Source organism: Bradyrhizobium daqingense (assembly GCF_021044685.1).
Taxonomy (GTDB): domain Bacteria; phylum Pseudomonadota; class Alphaproteobacteria; order Rhizobiales; family Xanthobacteraceae; genus Bradyrhizobium; species Bradyrhizobium daqingense.
Genome location: NZ_CP088014.1, coordinates 4358787 through 4375450, shown reverse-complemented (window position 1 = coordinate 4375450; position 16664 = coordinate 4358787). Strand labels below are relative to the sequence as shown.

Annotated in this window: 14 protein-coding genes; 3 read left to right on the top strand and 11 right to left on the bottom strand. The window is 62.9% G+C overall.

Annotation, left to right across the window (positions count from 1 at the left end; translation table 11 throughout):
• Positions 1–6: 6 nt before the first annotated feature.
• On the bottom strand, positions 7–2235 hold the full coding sequence (locus LPJ38_RS20510; RefSeq protein WP_145640909.1) for a DUF3141 domain-containing protein: 2229 nt from the start codon (positions 2233–2235) through the stop codon (positions 7–9).
• A gap of 164 nt (positions 2236–2399) precedes the next feature.
• Between LPJ38_RS20510 and LPJ38_RS20505 the strand changes: the two genes are divergently transcribed.
• Positions 2400–2912 (top strand): GNAT family N-acetyltransferase, encoded by a 513-nt coding sequence (locus tag LPJ38_RS20505; protein ID WP_347339040.1) that lies wholly within the window; start codon positions 2400–2402, stop codon positions 2910–2912.
• Between the two features lie 3 nt (positions 2913–2915).
• On the opposite strand, the gene LPJ38_RS20500 is transcribed toward LPJ38_RS20505, so the two are convergent.
• The 7 genes from LPJ38_RS20500 to LPJ38_RS20470 form a co-directional block, all read right to left on the bottom strand.
• Positions 2916–3374, bottom strand: coding sequence for a hypothetical protein (locus LPJ38_RS20500; RefSeq protein WP_145640914.1), 459 nt, complete (start codon positions 3372–3374; stop codon positions 2916–2918).
• On the bottom strand, positions 3358–4275 hold the full coding sequence (locus tag LPJ38_RS20495; RefSeq protein ID WP_145640916.1) for a DUF2950 domain-containing protein: 918 nt from the start codon (positions 4273–4275) through the stop codon (positions 3358–3360). The genes LPJ38_RS20500 and LPJ38_RS20495 overlap by 17 nt, the downstream gene beginning before the upstream one ends.
• Positions 4272–5939, bottom strand: coding sequence for a DUF3300 domain-containing protein (locus LPJ38_RS20490; RefSeq protein WP_145640921.1), 1668 nt, complete (start codon positions 5937–5939; stop codon positions 4272–4274). Before LPJ38_RS20490 ends, LPJ38_RS20495 begins: the two co-directional genes overlap by 4 nt.
• A 217-nt stretch (positions 5940–6156) precedes the next feature.
• Complete coding sequence (locus LPJ38_RS20485; protein WP_145640924.1) at positions 6157–8058, bottom strand: sensor histidine kinase; 1902 nt, start codon at positions 8056–8058, stop codon at positions 6157–6159.
• 111 nt (positions 8059–8169) lie between these two features.
• Entirely contained in the window at positions 8170–8457 is a 288-nt protein-coding gene (locus LPJ38_RS20480) for a hypothetical protein (RefSeq protein ID WP_231088361.1), read from the bottom strand.
• 147 nt (positions 8458–8604) lie between these two features.
• Positions 8605–9837, bottom strand: coding sequence for an HlyD family secretion protein (locus LPJ38_RS20475; protein ID WP_145640929.1), 1233 nt, complete (start codon positions 9835–9837; stop codon positions 8605–8607).
• Entirely contained in the window at positions 9830–10249 is a 420-nt protein-coding gene (locus tag LPJ38_RS20470) for a hypothetical protein (protein ID WP_145640987.1), read from the bottom strand. The genes LPJ38_RS20475 and LPJ38_RS20470 overlap by 8 nt, the downstream gene beginning before the upstream one ends.
• 163 nt (positions 10250–10412) lie before the next feature.
• Here LPJ38_RS20470 and LPJ38_RS20465 point away from each other — a divergent pair, with 163 nt between their 5' ends.
• Entirely contained in the window at positions 10413–10865 is a 453-nt protein-coding gene (locus LPJ38_RS20465) for a hypothetical protein (protein ID WP_145640931.1), read from the top strand.
• A gap of 21 nt (positions 10866–10886) precedes the next feature.
• On the top strand, positions 10887–11687 hold the full coding sequence (gene ppk2 / locus LPJ38_RS20460; protein ID WP_145640934.1) for a polyphosphate kinase 2: 801 nt from the start codon (positions 10887–10889) through the stop codon (positions 11685–11687).
• A 43-nt stretch (positions 11688–11730) separates the two neighbouring features.
• Here the strand turns inward: ppk2 and LPJ38_RS20455 are convergent, their stop codons facing one another.
• The 3 genes from LPJ38_RS20455 to LPJ38_RS20445 are packed head-to-tail and all read right to left on the bottom strand — an operon-like array spanning position 11731 to position 16661.
• A complete protein-coding gene (locus tag LPJ38_RS20455; protein ID WP_145640936.1) occupies positions 11731–12165 on the bottom strand; it encodes a hypothetical protein in 435 nt (144 codons plus the stop codon).
• 23 nt (positions 12166–12188) lie between these two features.
• Positions 12189–13889, bottom strand: coding sequence for an aspartate:alanine exchanger family transporter (locus LPJ38_RS20450; RefSeq protein WP_145640939.1), 1701 nt, complete (start codon positions 13887–13889; stop codon positions 12189–12191).
• An 18-nt stretch (positions 13890–13907) separates the two neighbouring features.
• A complete protein-coding gene (locus LPJ38_RS20445; RefSeq protein ID WP_145640942.1) occupies positions 13908–16661 on the bottom strand; it encodes a decarboxylase in 2754 nt (917 codons plus the stop codon).
• Positions 16662–16664: the final 3 nt, after the last annotated feature.

Here is a 16664-nt window from a genome sequence, read left to right as displayed (position 1 = left end):
CTCGCGCTACGACGCCTTCGCCTTGGGATCGAAAGGGGTAACGTTCGATGTCCTTTCGGAACCTTCCGCGGTGTCGAGGCCAAACAGGCCGGCGATCTGCCGCAGCCGGTTTGCGCGCTCGCCGGTGACATCCGCACTGGCCGACAGCACCTGCTCGATCGCTTCAAATGCTGCGCGACGAGCGTTCATGTCGTCAGGCAGCAATTTCGGGATTGCGGCGAGCGCCCATTCTCGGTCGAGCAACAGCATGAAGAACTGCTCGCGTACCAGCATCTTGAACTCGGCGAGAGACATGCGTGCGCCGCCATGATCCCGGCGGATCCGGCGCAGAGCCTCGATGCTGCGTTCGTCCACCATGCCCCGTGCCGACCCGACATAGAGCAAAGCGCGCAGCGCCGCTTCACGGAGGCCACCCTCAGCGATCCGCGACTTCAGATCGGCGATGCGCTTCTCGAGCATGGTGCGATGCTCGGCGGACATCTCACGCCGACGGGACGGCGTGGACGTCGGATCGATCCCGACCGCCGCCTGGAGCGCCGGCGACCCATAGACGCTGAGGAACATCGCCTCGCTGAGCGCCTCCTGTGAATCGCGCCAGCTGTCGAGGGCATGAACGACCTGCTTCGAGATCTGCTCCTGGAATGCCAGGAACGGATTGTCCGTGGCGACCGGCTTGCGCTCCTCGGCCGCCTTCTCGGCCAATGATTTCACCGTCGCCATGTAAGGATTTTGGCTGCTGAACAGCTCGTATTGCAGCCGCAGCGGATGCATGTTGTGAGCCCATTCCGCCATCTGCGGCGTCACCATGCGCTTGAGCCACGGCTGGACGAATTTCTGATAGGCCGCCAGGTTGATCTCCGAGATCCGCTTCGCGGTGGCAAAGCGCCGCTCGTCCTCGGGCGAATTGCCGCCCATGGCGCGGATGTCGTCGAGCGTCCGCGCCTCGCAACGCATCACCCACTGGCCGACGACCAGATCCGAGCTCGCGGTTTCCTCACCCTTCGCCTCGAATGTCGCTTCATAGAGCCCGGGCGGCAGCACGTCGATGAGGTCGATGTTGCTGGAGAATTCCGCGTGCTCCTTCTTGGCGACGCCGCCGGAGACGAAGATGCCGAGATGGCCGATGCTCTGGTGCACTGTGTAGACGATGGTCTGGCCGTAGGCCCTGATCTCGTCGACATCGGCGTAGCAATCGAGGATCCAATGCAGCGCCTGCTGCGGCGGCGTGATGTTGTCGCCCTCCGAGCAGAACACCACGATCGGGGATCTGATGTTGCGAAGGTCGACCTTCCGGCCATCGGACATTTCGATGTTGCCGGCGGCGAGATTATTGCCGACGAATAGCTCATCGACGATGAATTGAATCTCCTCGGCGTTCAGGTTGACGTGGCCGCCCCACCAACGCTCGAATTCGAGGTAACGATCCGCCTCGGTGTCGACCTTGGAATAAACGTTGTACTGTTTGCTCCAGAGCGTGTTCGACGGGTTCTGGTTCTCGAAGTTCTGCACCAGCCATGCACCATCGAACTTGCCGGCGCCGAGATCAGACGTGAGGGCCGTCAACCAGCTTCCGCCCAACAGCCCGCCCGAGTAGCGCATCGGATATTTTCCATGCACGCCGGCCCAATAGGCCAGCGGTGCGCCGGCGATGATCAGCGGGCCGAACAGCTCGGGACGCAGCGAGGCCAGGATCATAACGGCCCATCCGGCCTGGCAATTGCCGATCACGCAGGGCTTGCCGTCGGCATCCGGGTGAAGGCTCATGACCTTTTCGATGAAGATGGCTTCGGCACGCGCGATGCGCTCGATGGTCTGACCGGGCATGGGGTCCGGCAGGAAGCCGATGAAGTAACAGGGATGGCCGGCCTTCATCGCCACCCCGATCTCGCTATCCGCCTTGAAGCCGCCGATACCGGGGCCGTGGCCCGCACGCGGATCGACCACGACGAACGGCCGCCGGTCCATGTCGATCTCGACGTTGTCGGGCGGAACGATGCGAACCAGCGCGTAATTGACGGGTTCGGCGAGCTGGCGCCCGTCCAGGATCAATTCGGCCGCATATTGCAGGACGTGCGGGGCGGTTTGCGCGACATGCTCCCTGTACTGGTCCCCGCGCCGGCGCATGATATCCAGGAACAGGACACTGCGCTGTCCCGCATCGACCAGGTATTCCACTGCCGAGGCGACCAGTCCCGACATGGGACCGCCCGGAATTTGCAACTTGTCCATAGACATGTTCTCGACCTCTCCGTCGCCTTAGCCAATTGACGGCGCTGGGCCAGGACGAACGTTGATCTAGGTCAAGATGATCTGCACGCTTGGGAGGCGTTTATCCTGCATAAGAGGCCTGAGACGCGGCTGGACGATTTACGAGCATGTCACAAACCGCAACTTACAGCGTGCGAACCGTCCTGAAGGACGGCACTCCGATCCAGATCCGCGCACTTCGCGCCAGCGACGAGGCGGATATGCTCGCCGCCGTCGCTCGTACCGGACCGCAGTCGCTGCAGAACCGGTTCTTCATTCTGAAACGGCATTTTTCGGAGAAGGAGCGCGCCTTCTTCATGGAGGTGGATTTCAGCAATCACGTTGCGCTGGCCGCTCTCGCCGAAGAACAGGGTCGATACGGCATCATAGGCGGCGGCCGGTACGTCGTCGTCGAGCCCGGTCAGGCCGAGATGGCCTTCGTCGTGGTGGATGCCTGGCAAGGTCGCGGGGTGGGCTCGCTGTTGCTGAGGCACCTGACGGAGATCGCGTGCGAGCAAGGCGTACGAGAGCTCACAGCCGAGGTCCTGTCCGACAACGGGTCCATGCGAAACGTGTTCGCAAAGGCAGGTTTCAAGGTTGCGCGGAGTGACGATCCGAGAACGGTGCGCCTGTCGCTCTCGCTTGGGTCCGCGCGGCCGGACTGAGTCTCACCTCAAGACGATCGTGATCCGACTGATATTGGCCGCCAGCTCGAGGCCCGCCTTCGGGCCTTGCAGCACCATCGTGACGCCCTTGTCATTGCGGAGGTGCACGCCGTTGGCGCCGCCGACCAGCGCGAAGCCGCCGCCGACCGAACTGTAGGTGCCGGCGAAATCACTGATCTCCCGGATACCGGATGCCCAGCCGTCGAGGCGGCCGAAAGTTGCACCGACCGTGATGCCCAAGCTCACGCCGCTGACCTTGAAGGGGTAGTTCTTGCCCCGGTACGTCAACACGCCGCTGCCAGCGCCACCGCCGGCCAGGAATCCCGCTTTGACGATCTTGACCCTGACGTGACCGGCGGCCTGCGCGAAGCACGGCGTCGCCGGCAGAATCAGCCCGAGCGCGAGCAGGAGCAGCGCGATCAGGCGAAATGCGCGCAGGCGCGGCTCAGGGTTTTGCGGCATCGACCTTCTTCCAGGTCTCGTCGGGATCGAACAACGTGGTGCGCTCGGCGACGAAGGCCGTGCGCTTGCCGAGATCCTTCTGGTAGACGACGCCGTCATGATTGACGAGGAAGGTCATCACGCCCGAATTGCCGTATTCCGCGGGCCAGGCGATCAGGCCGAAGCCACCGATCATCTTGCCCTTGACGACGTAGTTGAGCGCGCCGCCGGGCGCGTCCCGCCCCTGCCCCTTCAGAATCCGAAAGTAATAGCCGTGATAAGGTGCAGGCCCGACATCGCCGCCGCGATAGCCCTCCTTCGAGGCTTCGGCCGCGAGCGCGCCGAGCGGGCTCGGATCGCTGTCGTCGCGCCAGAACAGGCCGTCCTTCTTGCCGGGCGAGGAGACGATGCGCTGCGCGTAGACGCCGACGCCCTCGCCGCGGTCCTTTTCGGCATATTCGTTTTGCGCGTCGACGAAGGCGAGCGCGGTCTGGATGGCGTCGAGCTCGTTGCGGCCGATGCGACGGCGCAGCACCTCGATGCGTCCCTCGTCGGTGTCGAACTCCCAGCCGCTCTTGGTGTTGACCAGCGGAATCGGGAACGCGAAATCGTCCGGCCCGAGCATCAGGGTCGCGGTCTTGTTGCCCTCGGCCTTGATGGCGTGCTTGGCGTCGTACATCGAGGTGAAGCGCTGGCGGATGTCGTTGTCGGCGACCTCGTCGCCGGAGGAGACGATGTCGTCGGCAGCGCGCCCAAGCACTTTCAGGATGTCATCCGGCCCGCTCTTGACCGCCGCCGCGAGCGCGGCGGCCGCGTCCTCCGGCGTCTTGAAGGACTGCTGCGCCTGTGACGCAGAGCCGAGCAACAGCAGCACCACGAGTCCCGGCAACATTGCGCGGCGGAATGATTCCAAGCCGGTCATGGCGTCACCTTCGCAGGGATCTTCGCGCCGCCGGCGAGCCAGTCGCCATACCTGCGGAATGTCAGGCCGAGCTTCTCGTAGTAGACGCGCAGATATCCATCGCTGCCGCGGGTCACCGCGGCAGGCATCACCTGCTCCACCTCCTGCGCCATGACGCCAACATAGGCCTTGTCGCTGCCGATATAGCTGAAACGATAGTAGCCGAGGCCGTTTGACAGTTGCCCGAGCAGGACGACGTCATGCTTCAACGCGATGTCGGAGCGCCGGCCACCACCGCCGCCTCCGCGGAATCCACCGCCGCCGCCACGCATCGCCATTCCGCCACCACCGCCGCGGCCGGCAAAGCTCGGTCCGCCGCCGCCACCGCGCGGCATGCTCGCCATGCTGGCGCGGCCGCGCGCGGATGCTGCGGCAGCCGAGCGGCCGGAGGAGACGTTCATGGCTCCGCCACGATTGGCCGAACCGCCGCCGGCCCGGTTCGCAGCCTTGGCGCGATCGCCGCCACCCTTGGTCGCGCCCTTGGCACGATCACCGGCACCGGCGCGATCGCCGCCGCCAGGCCGGTCGCGCGTCCCTGCGCTGGGGCGATCGCCCGCGCCCGGACGGTCGCCACGATTGCCGGCGCGATCACCTGCGCGATCCCCAGCGCGATCTCCTGGACCGCCGCGATCACCCGCACGATCTCCCGCCCGGTCCCCGGCACCCTGGTTGGGGCGCAGCACCTGGTTGCCGTCGCGGCCGCGGAAATCCATCCGGTCCGACACACCGGCCTTTAGATTGTTGTTGCCGAAGCGCTGCTGAACATTGCTGTTGTTGTAGCGCACACCGCCGCGATGCGCCGGATTGTGCTGCCAGCCATTGCCAATGTTCGTGGTGCGATGGTTGACATAGACGTTGCGGTTGCCCCAGTTGCAGCCGCCGCCCCAGTAATTGCCCCAGCGTCCGATCGCCCAGGCCGTGCCGAAGGCGATGCCGGCCGCGACCACGCCGGCTCCGATATAGGACGGGTAGCCCCAATAATACGGCGGATACTCCGCATAGGGCCAGCTGCCGTAGACCGTCGCCGGGTCGTAATACGGCACGTACATCGCCGCGGGATCGGCCTGCTGGATCACGACGACCTGCTTGCCTTCCTGAGACTGGACGCTGACCTTCTGCTGCTTGGTCGTCACCAGCTTCTTGTTGTCATAGGCCTTGTTGCGCAGACGCTGGATCGCGTCCATCACGTCGGGCTGCTGCGCGAGGAAGGCATCGCCCAGCTTCTTGGTCCAGTCGAGCTGATCGCTCATCATCGCGAGGACGTCGGCGGTGCTGGCCAGCGCCTTGACGCTGTCGTCCCAGCCCTGCTTCTCCACTTCCGTCTTCAGCGCATCGCCCTTCAGGCTCTTGCGCTCCTTCAGCCAGCGGTCGGCCTGCACCACTTCCAGCGGATAGGTCGAGGCCGCCAGTACATTGGCGAGCAGCTCGTCGGGATAGAGCGCGATCGGCGCGACGAGGGCCTCCAGCTGCTCCGGCTTCAAGAGCTCGGCCGCGGGCGCGGGCGGGCTCGCGGGCTGCGCCTGCGGCGCCGGGGCTGCAGGCGTCGTTGGGGCCTGCGCCATTGCGGCGACCGAAGTCGCCATCAACAGCGCCAGCGCCATCAGAGTCTTGCCGCAACGAAACATCACATCCTCCCTCGACTTCCAACTTGAGAAGATCGAGCCGGATCGCGGGCATTTGTTGATCGAGATCAACGAAACGAAGTCGTCGAGACTGCTGCAGCGCGAGAGCAGAGCATCATTCGATCAGTTCCGCATCCATCAGGAGCCGGCATCATGCAACTGCGAAAGAAAAACGGTCGCAGCCATCGACAGGCTTGATCAAGATCAAGGCAGTGCCCGGTCACTGGGCGATCGGAAGCCGGATCGTGAACAGGGCCCCGCCTGCGGCATGGTTTGCTGCGGCGATTTCGCCATGATGGGCCTCAACGATGGTTTTGACGATCGCAAGTCCCATTCCCATGCCTTGCGGCTTGGTCGTGAAGAACGGATCGAAGACCTTGGCGAGGTCGGTCGCGGCTATTCCAGGCCCGGTATCGGTGATCCTGATCTCGGCTTGATTGCCGGCACGAACGGTTGAGACGCTTACTTCGCGCTTATCGGCATTTGCATCGGACACCGCATCCATCGCGTTGATGATCAGGTTGAGGATGACCTGCTGGAGCTGGACCGGATCGCCCCTGACGTGGAGATCGGCGAGAACAGGCACGTAGGTCAACGCGATGTGGCGTCCGTCAGCGACGGCCTTCACCAGGCCGAGCGTTTCGCGGACAGTTTCGTTGAGCTCGATGTCCTTGACCTCAAACGGCGTCTTTCTCAAGATAGAGCGCAGTCTGCGGATCACCTCGCTCGCCCGATGATCGTCACGCCTGATATCGGCGAGAATCTGGCGAACCTCGCTGATGTCCGGCGAGCTGGTGCTCAGAATGAGCTCCGCCGTCTCCGCATTGGTCAGGATGGAGCCGAGCGGCTGGTTCAGTTCGTGGGCGACCGACGTGGTGAATTCGCTGACGGCGGAATAGCGATTGGCGTGAGCAAGTTCGGCGAGACGTTGGCGCGACTCGACCTCGGCAAACCGCCGCCGCCGCCGCTCGTGCAGCAGCCCGCTGATGAGGCCTGCCTGCACCAGAAATATGGCTACGATCATCAACATCTGCCAGCGATAACGTTGCCAGATGTTCGGCTCCCGAAACAAAATCGCGCTGCCCGGAGGCAAACGACTCTCGCTGATGCCCCAGCGCTGCAATTCCCGCGAATCATACCGGGGTGCTGCGAAGCCGATAGGCTCGTAACTGATGCTCTCCGGTTTCGCGCCACCGAGAATGCCAATCGCCGCGCTAACGGTCCTCGAACTCGTTTCCGCAATCGTATGCATCGGTCCACCGACGGTGCTGTCACCGAAGAACGGTTCGGCGTAGGAGAAGATCGGAGCATTCGCGACTGCATGGAGGCTTCGCAGGGCGATGTCGCTCTCGTGTACAACCCCGGCCGCATCAACCGACATCAGGCCCCAAAACAGCGCGGTGTGGGGCGGGAGGTTTGCTGCGCGCTTTAATATGTCATCGAACGCCAGATCCGAGTACCAAACCAACTCGATTTTCTGGTCGAGAGGTTTCAGCTCCCGCTTCACCTCCTCCAGCCAGAACTTCTCCAGCGGCGAAGCCCCTACCACAACTGCAACCGACTTGGTGTCAGGCAGAACCTGTAGGATGTTCTCGAATGCGACCAGGAAATCGTTGCGGATCGCCACGACGACGTCGTTGCTGCTCAGATTGGCTCGGTCGACCAGCCGATGTTCGACCACCGCATGAATGAGCGGCGTGTCGGGGAACAGTTTCGCCCGATATCTCTGCGCAAACCGGGCCGCAGGCGCGCCGATGCACAACACAATGTCGGGCAATGCGCCCTGGTACAACGAGTGCAGATACTCGACGAAAGGCGCATCGGGACCGGGATTGTTGAAACGGGCCGAGAGCAGCGCATGCTCCTGGATATCGAGCGGCCAGGGCGATTTGCGCTCGAGTTCGGCCTTGATGTCACGCGCATACTCGCTCCAGGGCCGAAACTCGCGGCCGAAGGAGTGCAGGATCAGCACGCGCTTGAGCTCGCCGCGCCGGCTTCGCTCGACGGCATCGGCGCGCACAGGTGGCAGGCACACGGCGACTAAGAGGCCGAGGCACAACAGTGCGGCCGCAGCTCGCCAGGGCTTGACCGAACCACTGCACATGCGCCCGCTCAGCTCCATCCCGCAGCTTCGACGGCTGCTTTCCAGGCAATCCTAGCGGGATTCCCGGCACGCTGACAGCCCGCAACCCGACACATGTTGAACATGTGTCAAAACCAGCGCATCTTCCCGCTACGAAGCCGGGCAACGGTGATAGCGGATTTCCATGTCTTCCATGCCGGGGAACTGCCGAACGAGGCTGTTTGCATCGAGCTCTTTCAGGCTGAATTGAACGCTGGAGAGCATCATGTCGGTGGCGCAAGCGGCGACCAGGTTGACGTTCGGCCCGCTGTCCTTCCTTGCCTTGATCCGGCAGCGTGCGAATTTTCCGATGATCTGATCACCATCGACAATGAAGCCGCCGCCATAAACATCCGACATATCGGTAAAGCCGAGCTGGGCTCCTTTGCGCGCGAACACCTTGGGACAATTATCGGCGCCGGTCGCCCATGCGCCGTTGAGCTCGAGCGCATCTGCGCTGACGACCGTGACGACGAGGGAAATCGACGTCGCACCAAACGTAACCAATCTCCTCGAACCCATCTGATCCGTCCTTCCCCTCGCCGTTCAATGCCCGCTGAGCACGAGCGTCTTGATCGGCAGCAGCAACGCCTGGATGCGCAGCAGCAGCGCGTGGACGAGGCCGACGCCGTCCACGACATGCAATGCGATCTTCCGGCTGGTGGGCGTGTCCTTGGCCGAGATCTCCTCGTGATTGCTGGTATAGGCATTGACGATGCAGCTGCTGCCGGGGGTCACACCGTCGAGGCCGTCCTTGTACAGCGGCTCCAGGAACACCAGGATGGTGCCCGGACGGACGATGTTCTGTGGATCAATAAGCTGTTCGCCGGAACGAAACTGTCCGGCCGCGATGTAGTCCTGCACCGTGGTGATCACCATGGGAATGATCACCCATGGCTTCGAAATGCAGGTTGCCTCCGCCACCATGCCTTCCTTCATCACCTGGGCCTCGATCTGGCCGAATCCCGCTTGCAGCGCCTTGCGGCCAGCACCTTCCGGCACGAGCACGCCAGCCGGGCGCATCAGCTGATTGACGACATCACCGGTCCGAATCAGGAACTGCTCCACCCGTCCGTCGACGCCGGCGCGTACAAAGGTTTTATCGAGGTCGACCTGGGCCTGAGCGAGCGCGGCTTCCGCGCTGGCCTTCTGCGCGGGCAGCAAAACCGACAGCTGCAAGGAAGCGGATTGCTTTGCGGCCGCCGCGGCATCAATGCCAGATTGGCGCTGGTCGACCAGGACCTGGAGCTTGTCAATGTCACGTTGCGGGACGATTCCGGGATTTCGTCGCTGGAGCTCGCTCTTGACCTCAAGCTCGTCCTTGGCCTGCTGGTAATTGGCTCTCGCCTCCCCGACCTGGGCCTCCGCTTTCACGACGTCGGCCTGCGCCGTCTGCATCGCCGCATCGACCTCTGCTATCTTCCGCCTGGCTGTTTCGACTGCGGCCTGCTGCCTCGAGCTGTCCAGCGTGAACAGGACATCGCCCTTCTGCACCGGAGCGCTGAAGCCGACCTTGACGTCCGCGACGCGGCCCGAGCCCTCGGGGAGGATGGGCACGGTGCGGAAATACAGCGCGGACGAAGACGTCGAGGGATGGAAGTAGAAGATCATGGTGATCAGCGATACCGTCAGCATCAGGCAGGCGGTGATGCCCCAACGCAGCTCGTACCAGATCGAAAAGAAGGTGATCTCCTTGCCGAGGCGCTTGCCCTGGGCGTAGCGGCGGTAGAGATAGTCCGGCAGGATCGTGACGAGGGAGCAGATCAGCAGCTCAAGCATGGCTGTGCTCCTTCTTGGCGAACTCCGGCTTTTCTGCTGCAGGCGCTGCAACCGCGACGTCACTCGCGGCCTCCTCGGCGCCGCCCGGCGTCGCGTCGGCAATCTTCTCGACCGATCCGGCAATGCTGCGCAGCGGTGTGCCGAAATCGGGCAGATCGATCATCGCAAGCAGCAGCCCGGCAATCCAGAAGATGTGCATGTGCGTGAACAGCGAGATCAGGCCGAGCACCGCGACAAGCTCGAATTGCAGCTTCTGCGACTTGTGCGCCATCCGCTCCGGCAAGCTGTGCAGCTTCCAATAGAGCGTGCCGACCCAGAGCACGACACCGATCAGGAACACGCCCATGACCACCATCAGTGTGTCGGTCCCGCTGCTCGGCGCCAGATAGAACGGAAGATGGTGCGGGGCCATCGGATGAATCTGGTCGCTCAAGCGTCTCTCCCGGTCAAACCATGCATGTCCGGCACTGTGTTCGGCCCCGTCCTGATTTGCTTGATTTGAATCAAGGGAACGCCCTCTATCCGACCTAGCGTTTTCCAGATGCTGATTGGATAATCATCAGGAGCCGCCAGCCATGCCGGGCCTCGACGATCTCATCCCTAACGCCGCCCAAATTCGACGGGAAGCCGCGCTCAAGGAGGCCGAAAAAGCCGACGAATATGTCCGCCTCGCAGCAGCGGCCGACGCGGAGAAACGCGCTCTGATCGAGCGCCTGAGCAAGCCCTCCGGCAAAAGCGAGGAGGAGAAGATCAAGCTCGCCTCGACCATCATCCAGCGTGCCGTGCGAAACGGCCTGACGGAAGTGCTGGTCTATCGCTTCCCCAACTCGCTTTGCACCGACAAGGGACGGGCCATCAATCAGATGGAAAAGGGCTGGGAGAACACTCTGACCGGAATTCCCAAGGAGATCTTCCAGCTCTGGACCGACTACCTGAAACCGCGCGGCTATCGCATTTCCTACCAGGTGATCGATTTTCCCGGCGGTGTGCCCGGCGATATCGGCGTGACCATCTCTTGGGACGAATGAAGCGCGACAGGAGCGAGCGGCATGGCCAAGGACGCGCCTGCGGGGCGGATGAAGCGGAAGGATTACGAGAAGGAGCTTGGAAAGCTTCAGGTCGAGCTCTGTCATCTCCAGGATTACGTGCGAGAGAACAAACTGCGCGTCATCGTCCTGTTCGAGGGCCGGGACGCGGCCGGCAAGGGCGGGACGATCAAAGCGATCACCGAAAAGGTGAGCCCGCGGGTCTTCCGTGTTTGCGCCCTTCCCGCGCCGTCCGACCGCGAGAAGACGCAGCTTTTCTTCCAGCGCTATATGGAGAGATTCCCGGCCGGCGGCGAGATCGTGATCTTCGACCGGAGCTGGTACAACCGTGCCGGCGTCGAATATGTCATGAACTTCTGCACTCCCGCGGAACACGAACGCTTTCTCAATCTATGTCCGCAGATGGAGAAATACGTCATCGACGGCGGCATCATCCTGATCAAGATCTGGCTCGAAGTCGGCATGGACGAGCAGGAACGCCGCTTCAAGGCCCGGATCGACGACCCTGTCCGGCAGTGGAAGCTCAGCCCGATGGACCTGGAATCATTCCGGCGTTGGTATGATTATTCACGGGCGCGCGACCTCATGCTGAAGAAGACGAGCACGAAGGATGCGCCCTGGTACATCATCCGGTCCGACGACAAGCGCAAGGCGCGGCTGAACTGCATTGCCCACATTCTCGGCGCCATCCCCTACAAGCGCATCAAGAAGGACAAGATCAAGCTGCCGAACAGATCCGACAGGGGTCGCTACGACGACCAGGCCGGCCTGAAGGGGATGAACTTCGTCGCCGAGCGATATTGAGACGCGAGCGGGCTGCGGTGACGCAGCCCGTCGCTCCTTCGGTTCACTTCAGGCGGATCGTAACGCCGCCGACCGCAGCCGACACTTCCGCGCCAACCCTGGGGCCGCTGAGCTGAAGGATCACACCATTGCCGTTCTGCAGCTGAACGGCACCGGCGCCTGCGGCGATCGCCCCACCGGCTCCGCCTACCGCATAGGAGCCTTCGATAGATGCCGGCCCCTTCAGATTGAGCGCCCGACCGACGAACTTCGTCGTTGACGCCCCGATGGTGAGACCCACGCTCATGCCGGAGACCGTGAAAGGGTATTTCTTGCCGCGGTAGAGCAAAACGCCCTCTCCGCCACCGGCCCCGACGATGAAGCCACCCTTGGTGAAGACGACCGCAACCTGGCCGGTATCGGCACGTGCCCGCGTGCTGATACCGAGAGTGGCTGTCGTCAAGGCAATCAGGACGGCACCGATGGCAACTTTCCTCATGATGTTTCTTTCCCCTCTTGTGATCATTGCGCCAGGATCATCGCGAAGTAGCCGAAGATCGTCAGGAGGATGCCCGAGACGGCATAGCCGACCGGGAATCCGATCCAGGGCACCGAGCTCTGGATCTCGACCGCAGCTTCGCGGCACGGGCCGGAATGCGACCGCGCGCCGGCGACGCCGCCCATTAGCACGGCGGGATTGATCTTGAAGACGTGGAAGCCGATCGCCCAGACGATGAACGGCGGGATCGTGCAGGCGATGAAGCCGACGATGAAGATCTTCAAGGCGATGGCTCCAGTAAGCTGCGACAGCAGTCCTGCGCCGGCATTGACGCCAACGATGGCGACGAAGACGACGAGGCCGAGATCCTCCAGCACGTTCCGCGCCGCGTTGGGCGTGTTGCCGAAGAAGCGCAGCCGCGACACGATCGAGGACACGATCACGCCCGACAGCAGGAGGCCGCCGGCATTGCCGAGACCGATCTTGGCGCCGAACGCCGGAAACTCAATCATGCCGATCAGGAAGCCGATGATCATGCCGACGGACAGGGTCAGAAGATCAGTTGACGTATTGGCGCGCGCAATCCGGCCCCACTTCTCGCCGAGCTCGTTGACCGCTGATTTCAGGCCGACCACGGAGACGATGTCCATGCGTTCCAGCTTGGTCTTGAGACCGGCTGGAATCTGCACGCCGCCCCGCTCCACCTTGGTCACCTGCAGCTGGCCGGCAATGGCCGTGTCGCGGAAGGATTCGAAGGTACGCCCGACGACGTCCTTGTTGAAGACGACGATTTCAGCCTGGTCCATGGGTATACCGAGTGTCTTGGCATCGGCGACCTCCGGACCAATCAGGCCCATCTTCTCGGTCAGATGCTCGGTCGAGCCGCCCAGCGCGACGATGTCGCCCTTCTGCAACACGAGCTCGGGATCAGCGCCCTGCGGCTCGCCATTGCGCCCGACATTGACGATCCGGTATTCCGGATTAATCGCGCGGAATTTGGCGATGCTCATCCCCACCGTCGCCGGATTCTCCAGCCGGTACGCTCGCAGGCCGAACTGACGATAGCCGGTCAGGCCGCCGCCTTCGAGATCCTTGACGCCATATTCCCGCTCATACTGCTTCGCGGCAGCCTTGGCGTCGACGCCCCACCAGCGCGGCAGGTATTTACAGATCAGGATGATGCCGACGGTGCCCCAGATGTAGGTGATGCCGTAGGAGAGCGCGATCATGCCGGAGGCTTCCTCGGGCTTCATGCCCTCTGGCAGCTTCACGACACCTGAGGTGACCGCCTGCTCTGCCGAGCCGATCGCCGCCGACATGGTCTGCGATCCCGCGAGCATGCCGCCGGCAGCACCTGGCGGCAGGGCAAAGAGCTTTGCACCGAGCACCACCAGTGTCAGGCCCAAAACGCTGGACACGACTGCGAGGAACACGAACTTGATGCCATCGCCTCGCAGGCTGTTGATGAAGGACGGACCAACGCGCAAGCCCACGCCATACATGAAGAGGTAATAGAACAAGCTTTTGGCGAAGTTGTTCAGCTCGAGCTTCACGCCATAGCTGGACGCCCAGACCGAGATGCCTGCGCCGACCACGATGGCGCCGGCAACCATGCCGAGGCCATAACCCTTGACGTTGGCCCGGCCGATATAGACGGCGAGACCGACGACGAAGAACAGCAGCAGATACGGATACTGCCGCAGAAACTCGAAAAATGCCTGCATGTTAGTCCCCTCCAAGCCTTAGGATGCGGCCTTGAGCTTCGTTTGCGCGGCGGGCTTTGGCCGGCCGAGCTTGGCCAAAGCTTCCGTGCGCACGAGCTTCAGTCCTTCCTTGGCGTCGTAGCCGTGGATTTCCTTCACATCGAGCTTGCGCATGAAGTCGATGGTTTCCTGGGTGATGACCTGGCCCGGCACCATGATCGGAAAGCCCGGCGGATACGGAATCACGAAGTTCGCCGAGACGAGCTCGGGGCCGGCCTTTAGCCGCTGATCGATCTCGGGATCGTTGAGGCGGATGTGCTCGCATCCGGCAACGTCATAGGCCGCGTAGAAGCCGCTGCGGATGTCGCCTTCATTGGTCTTGGTGCCGGCATCGCCGCGGAAGCTCGGGTGGAAATGCGAGAAGTTCGGCAGATCCGGCACATCTTTCATCAGGCTCGTCACCCGTGCCTCGAAGGTCTTCCGAGCATTGGCGCCGCCCTGGGCAAGGCCGCGATCGATCTCGCCCGCGATTTCGGCGAGCACGCGGACGAGATGCGCCACATCGCTGCGGGTGTTGTTGATGTTGGACTGGACCAGGACCGAGTTGCGGGAGGTCTTGTTGACCTGGATGTTGTACTCGTTGGCGAGAATGCCTTTGAACTGCGTCCCGTCATAGCCGGCCATGCCGCACACCAGCGTCATGCGGGTCGGATCGAGGCAGAACTCGTCGTCGTCCAGGCTCTTGAGTGTATTCGCCCAGTTGACGCCGGGAGCGAGGAAGTCGGTGAAGCCGCTCTGGCGGTATTGTGCCGGCACCATGGCGTCGGCACCGAGGATGCGGAAATATTTCGAGATCAGCGGATTGCTGTTGACTGCCTGGCGGATCGCGAACGCGATCTCGATCGCATTGGCGACGAGGCCATAGCCTTCCAGCTCCATCTGCCGCCGCGAGATGTCGAGGCTGGCGATGAGCTGCTGGTTTGGGCTGGTGGAGGCGTGGGTGAACACCGCCTCCTTGAACTGCTGTTCGACCGTGTGGAATTCCACATCCTTGACCGACAACATCGAGCCCTGACGGATCGCCGACATCGACTTGTGGGTCGAATTGGTTTGGTAGACGCGCAACCTTATCTGTCTGGGGTCCGGGATCAGCCGGGTCTTGAGCAGCACCTCGTTGGACGGGTTCTTGCCGAGCTCGGCCTGCTGCTTCTCATAGACCGCGACCGACTTCGGATCGCGCATCCAAGCCTCGATCTCGTTGGCGGCGCCCAGGCCCGTGCGGCGGCGCAGGAACGGCGAGAACCGGGCAAAGCCGAACCAGGCTTCGTCCCAGAGGAAGATGAGGTCGGGCTTGATGGCAAGGCATTCCTCCATCACCCGGCGCGTGTTGTAGATGTGACCGTCAAAAGTGCAGTTGGTGAGATCGAGCATCTTGACGCGGTCGAGCCGGCCGTCCGCCTTGGCGCCCAGCAGCGCCTGCTTGATCGTCTTCAGCGGTACCGCGCCGTACATCGAATATTCCGTCATCGGGAAGGCTTCAACATAGAGCGGCTGCGCTCCGGCCAGCACCATGCCGTAGTGATGCGACTTGTGGCAATTGCGGTCGACGATCGCGATGTCGCCGGGCGCGAGCAGCGCTTGCACCGCCATCTTGTTGGACGTCGAGGTGCCGTTGGTGACGAAGAAGACGCGGTCGGCGCCGAGCGCCCTCGCCGCCTTCTCCTGCGCCTTCTTGATGTTGCCGGTCGGCTCCAACATGCTGTCGAGGCCGCCGGTGGTGGCGCTGCTCTCGGCCAGGAACAGGTTCGGGCCGTAGAACTCGCCCATGTCGCGGATCCAGTCGGATTTGAAGATCGACTTGCCGCGGGCGATCGGCAGCGCATGGAAAGTGCCGATCGGGCGTTGGGCGTATTTCTTGAGATTGTCGAAGAACGGCGTGTCGTAGCGATCCTGGATGCCTTCGAGGATCGACAGATGCAGCTCCAGAAGCTCTTCGACGGAATAGAAGATGCGGCGAACCACGTCCGCCTCGGGATTACCGGCGAGCTCCTCCACGTCGCGGTTCGAGATCATGTAGAGATCCAGCTCGGGCCTGACCCGCTTGATGATGTGGGCGAGCCGGAGCGCTGACGCGTCGGTTTCGTCGTTGAGGCCGGCTGCACCCATAATTGAACGCAGGACCGGCGCATCGTGCCTTGAGCGCAGCCCGAAACCCTCGTTGATGATGACAGCGCCGATGTTGGGATTGAGCATCGTCGCGCAGAACGCATCCTCCAGGCTGCCGACGATGACGGGCTCATAGATGAAGGCGTCGACCGGGCGCCGCAGCTTGCGCCATTCGGCCGCAAGCGCAGGCCACTGACCGGGGGAGACGCCGGTGACGATCAGGGTCTCGAAATAGGGCCGGCGCGCCGTATGCGCGCCGAAGCTCGGCGGCACCAGCTCGGGCGCATCGCCGTTGCCGTCGTCCTTTGCGCTCCAATCGCCGGCATATTGGCGGAAGGATCGCGTCGCCAGCGCCTGAGCAATTCTCGTCGCAAGGGCGAATGCGGCCGAACCGTCGCCTGTGGCCGCTGCTTCCCGCAGCGCCGCCATCAGCGGCAGGCCCGGATAGCCGTGAAATTCCTCGGTGATCGAAAGATCGGCGAGCGCGGCGTCATAGGCCGCGCGATTGCCGACACGCGCCCAGGTCTTGGCGGCCTCCACGAGGTCTCGCCAGTCGTCCGCCCGCGCTCCTGGGCCCGAAAAGAACCGGTCGATGCGCTTCTGTGCGGGGTTCGCGTCTTTGGACATTTG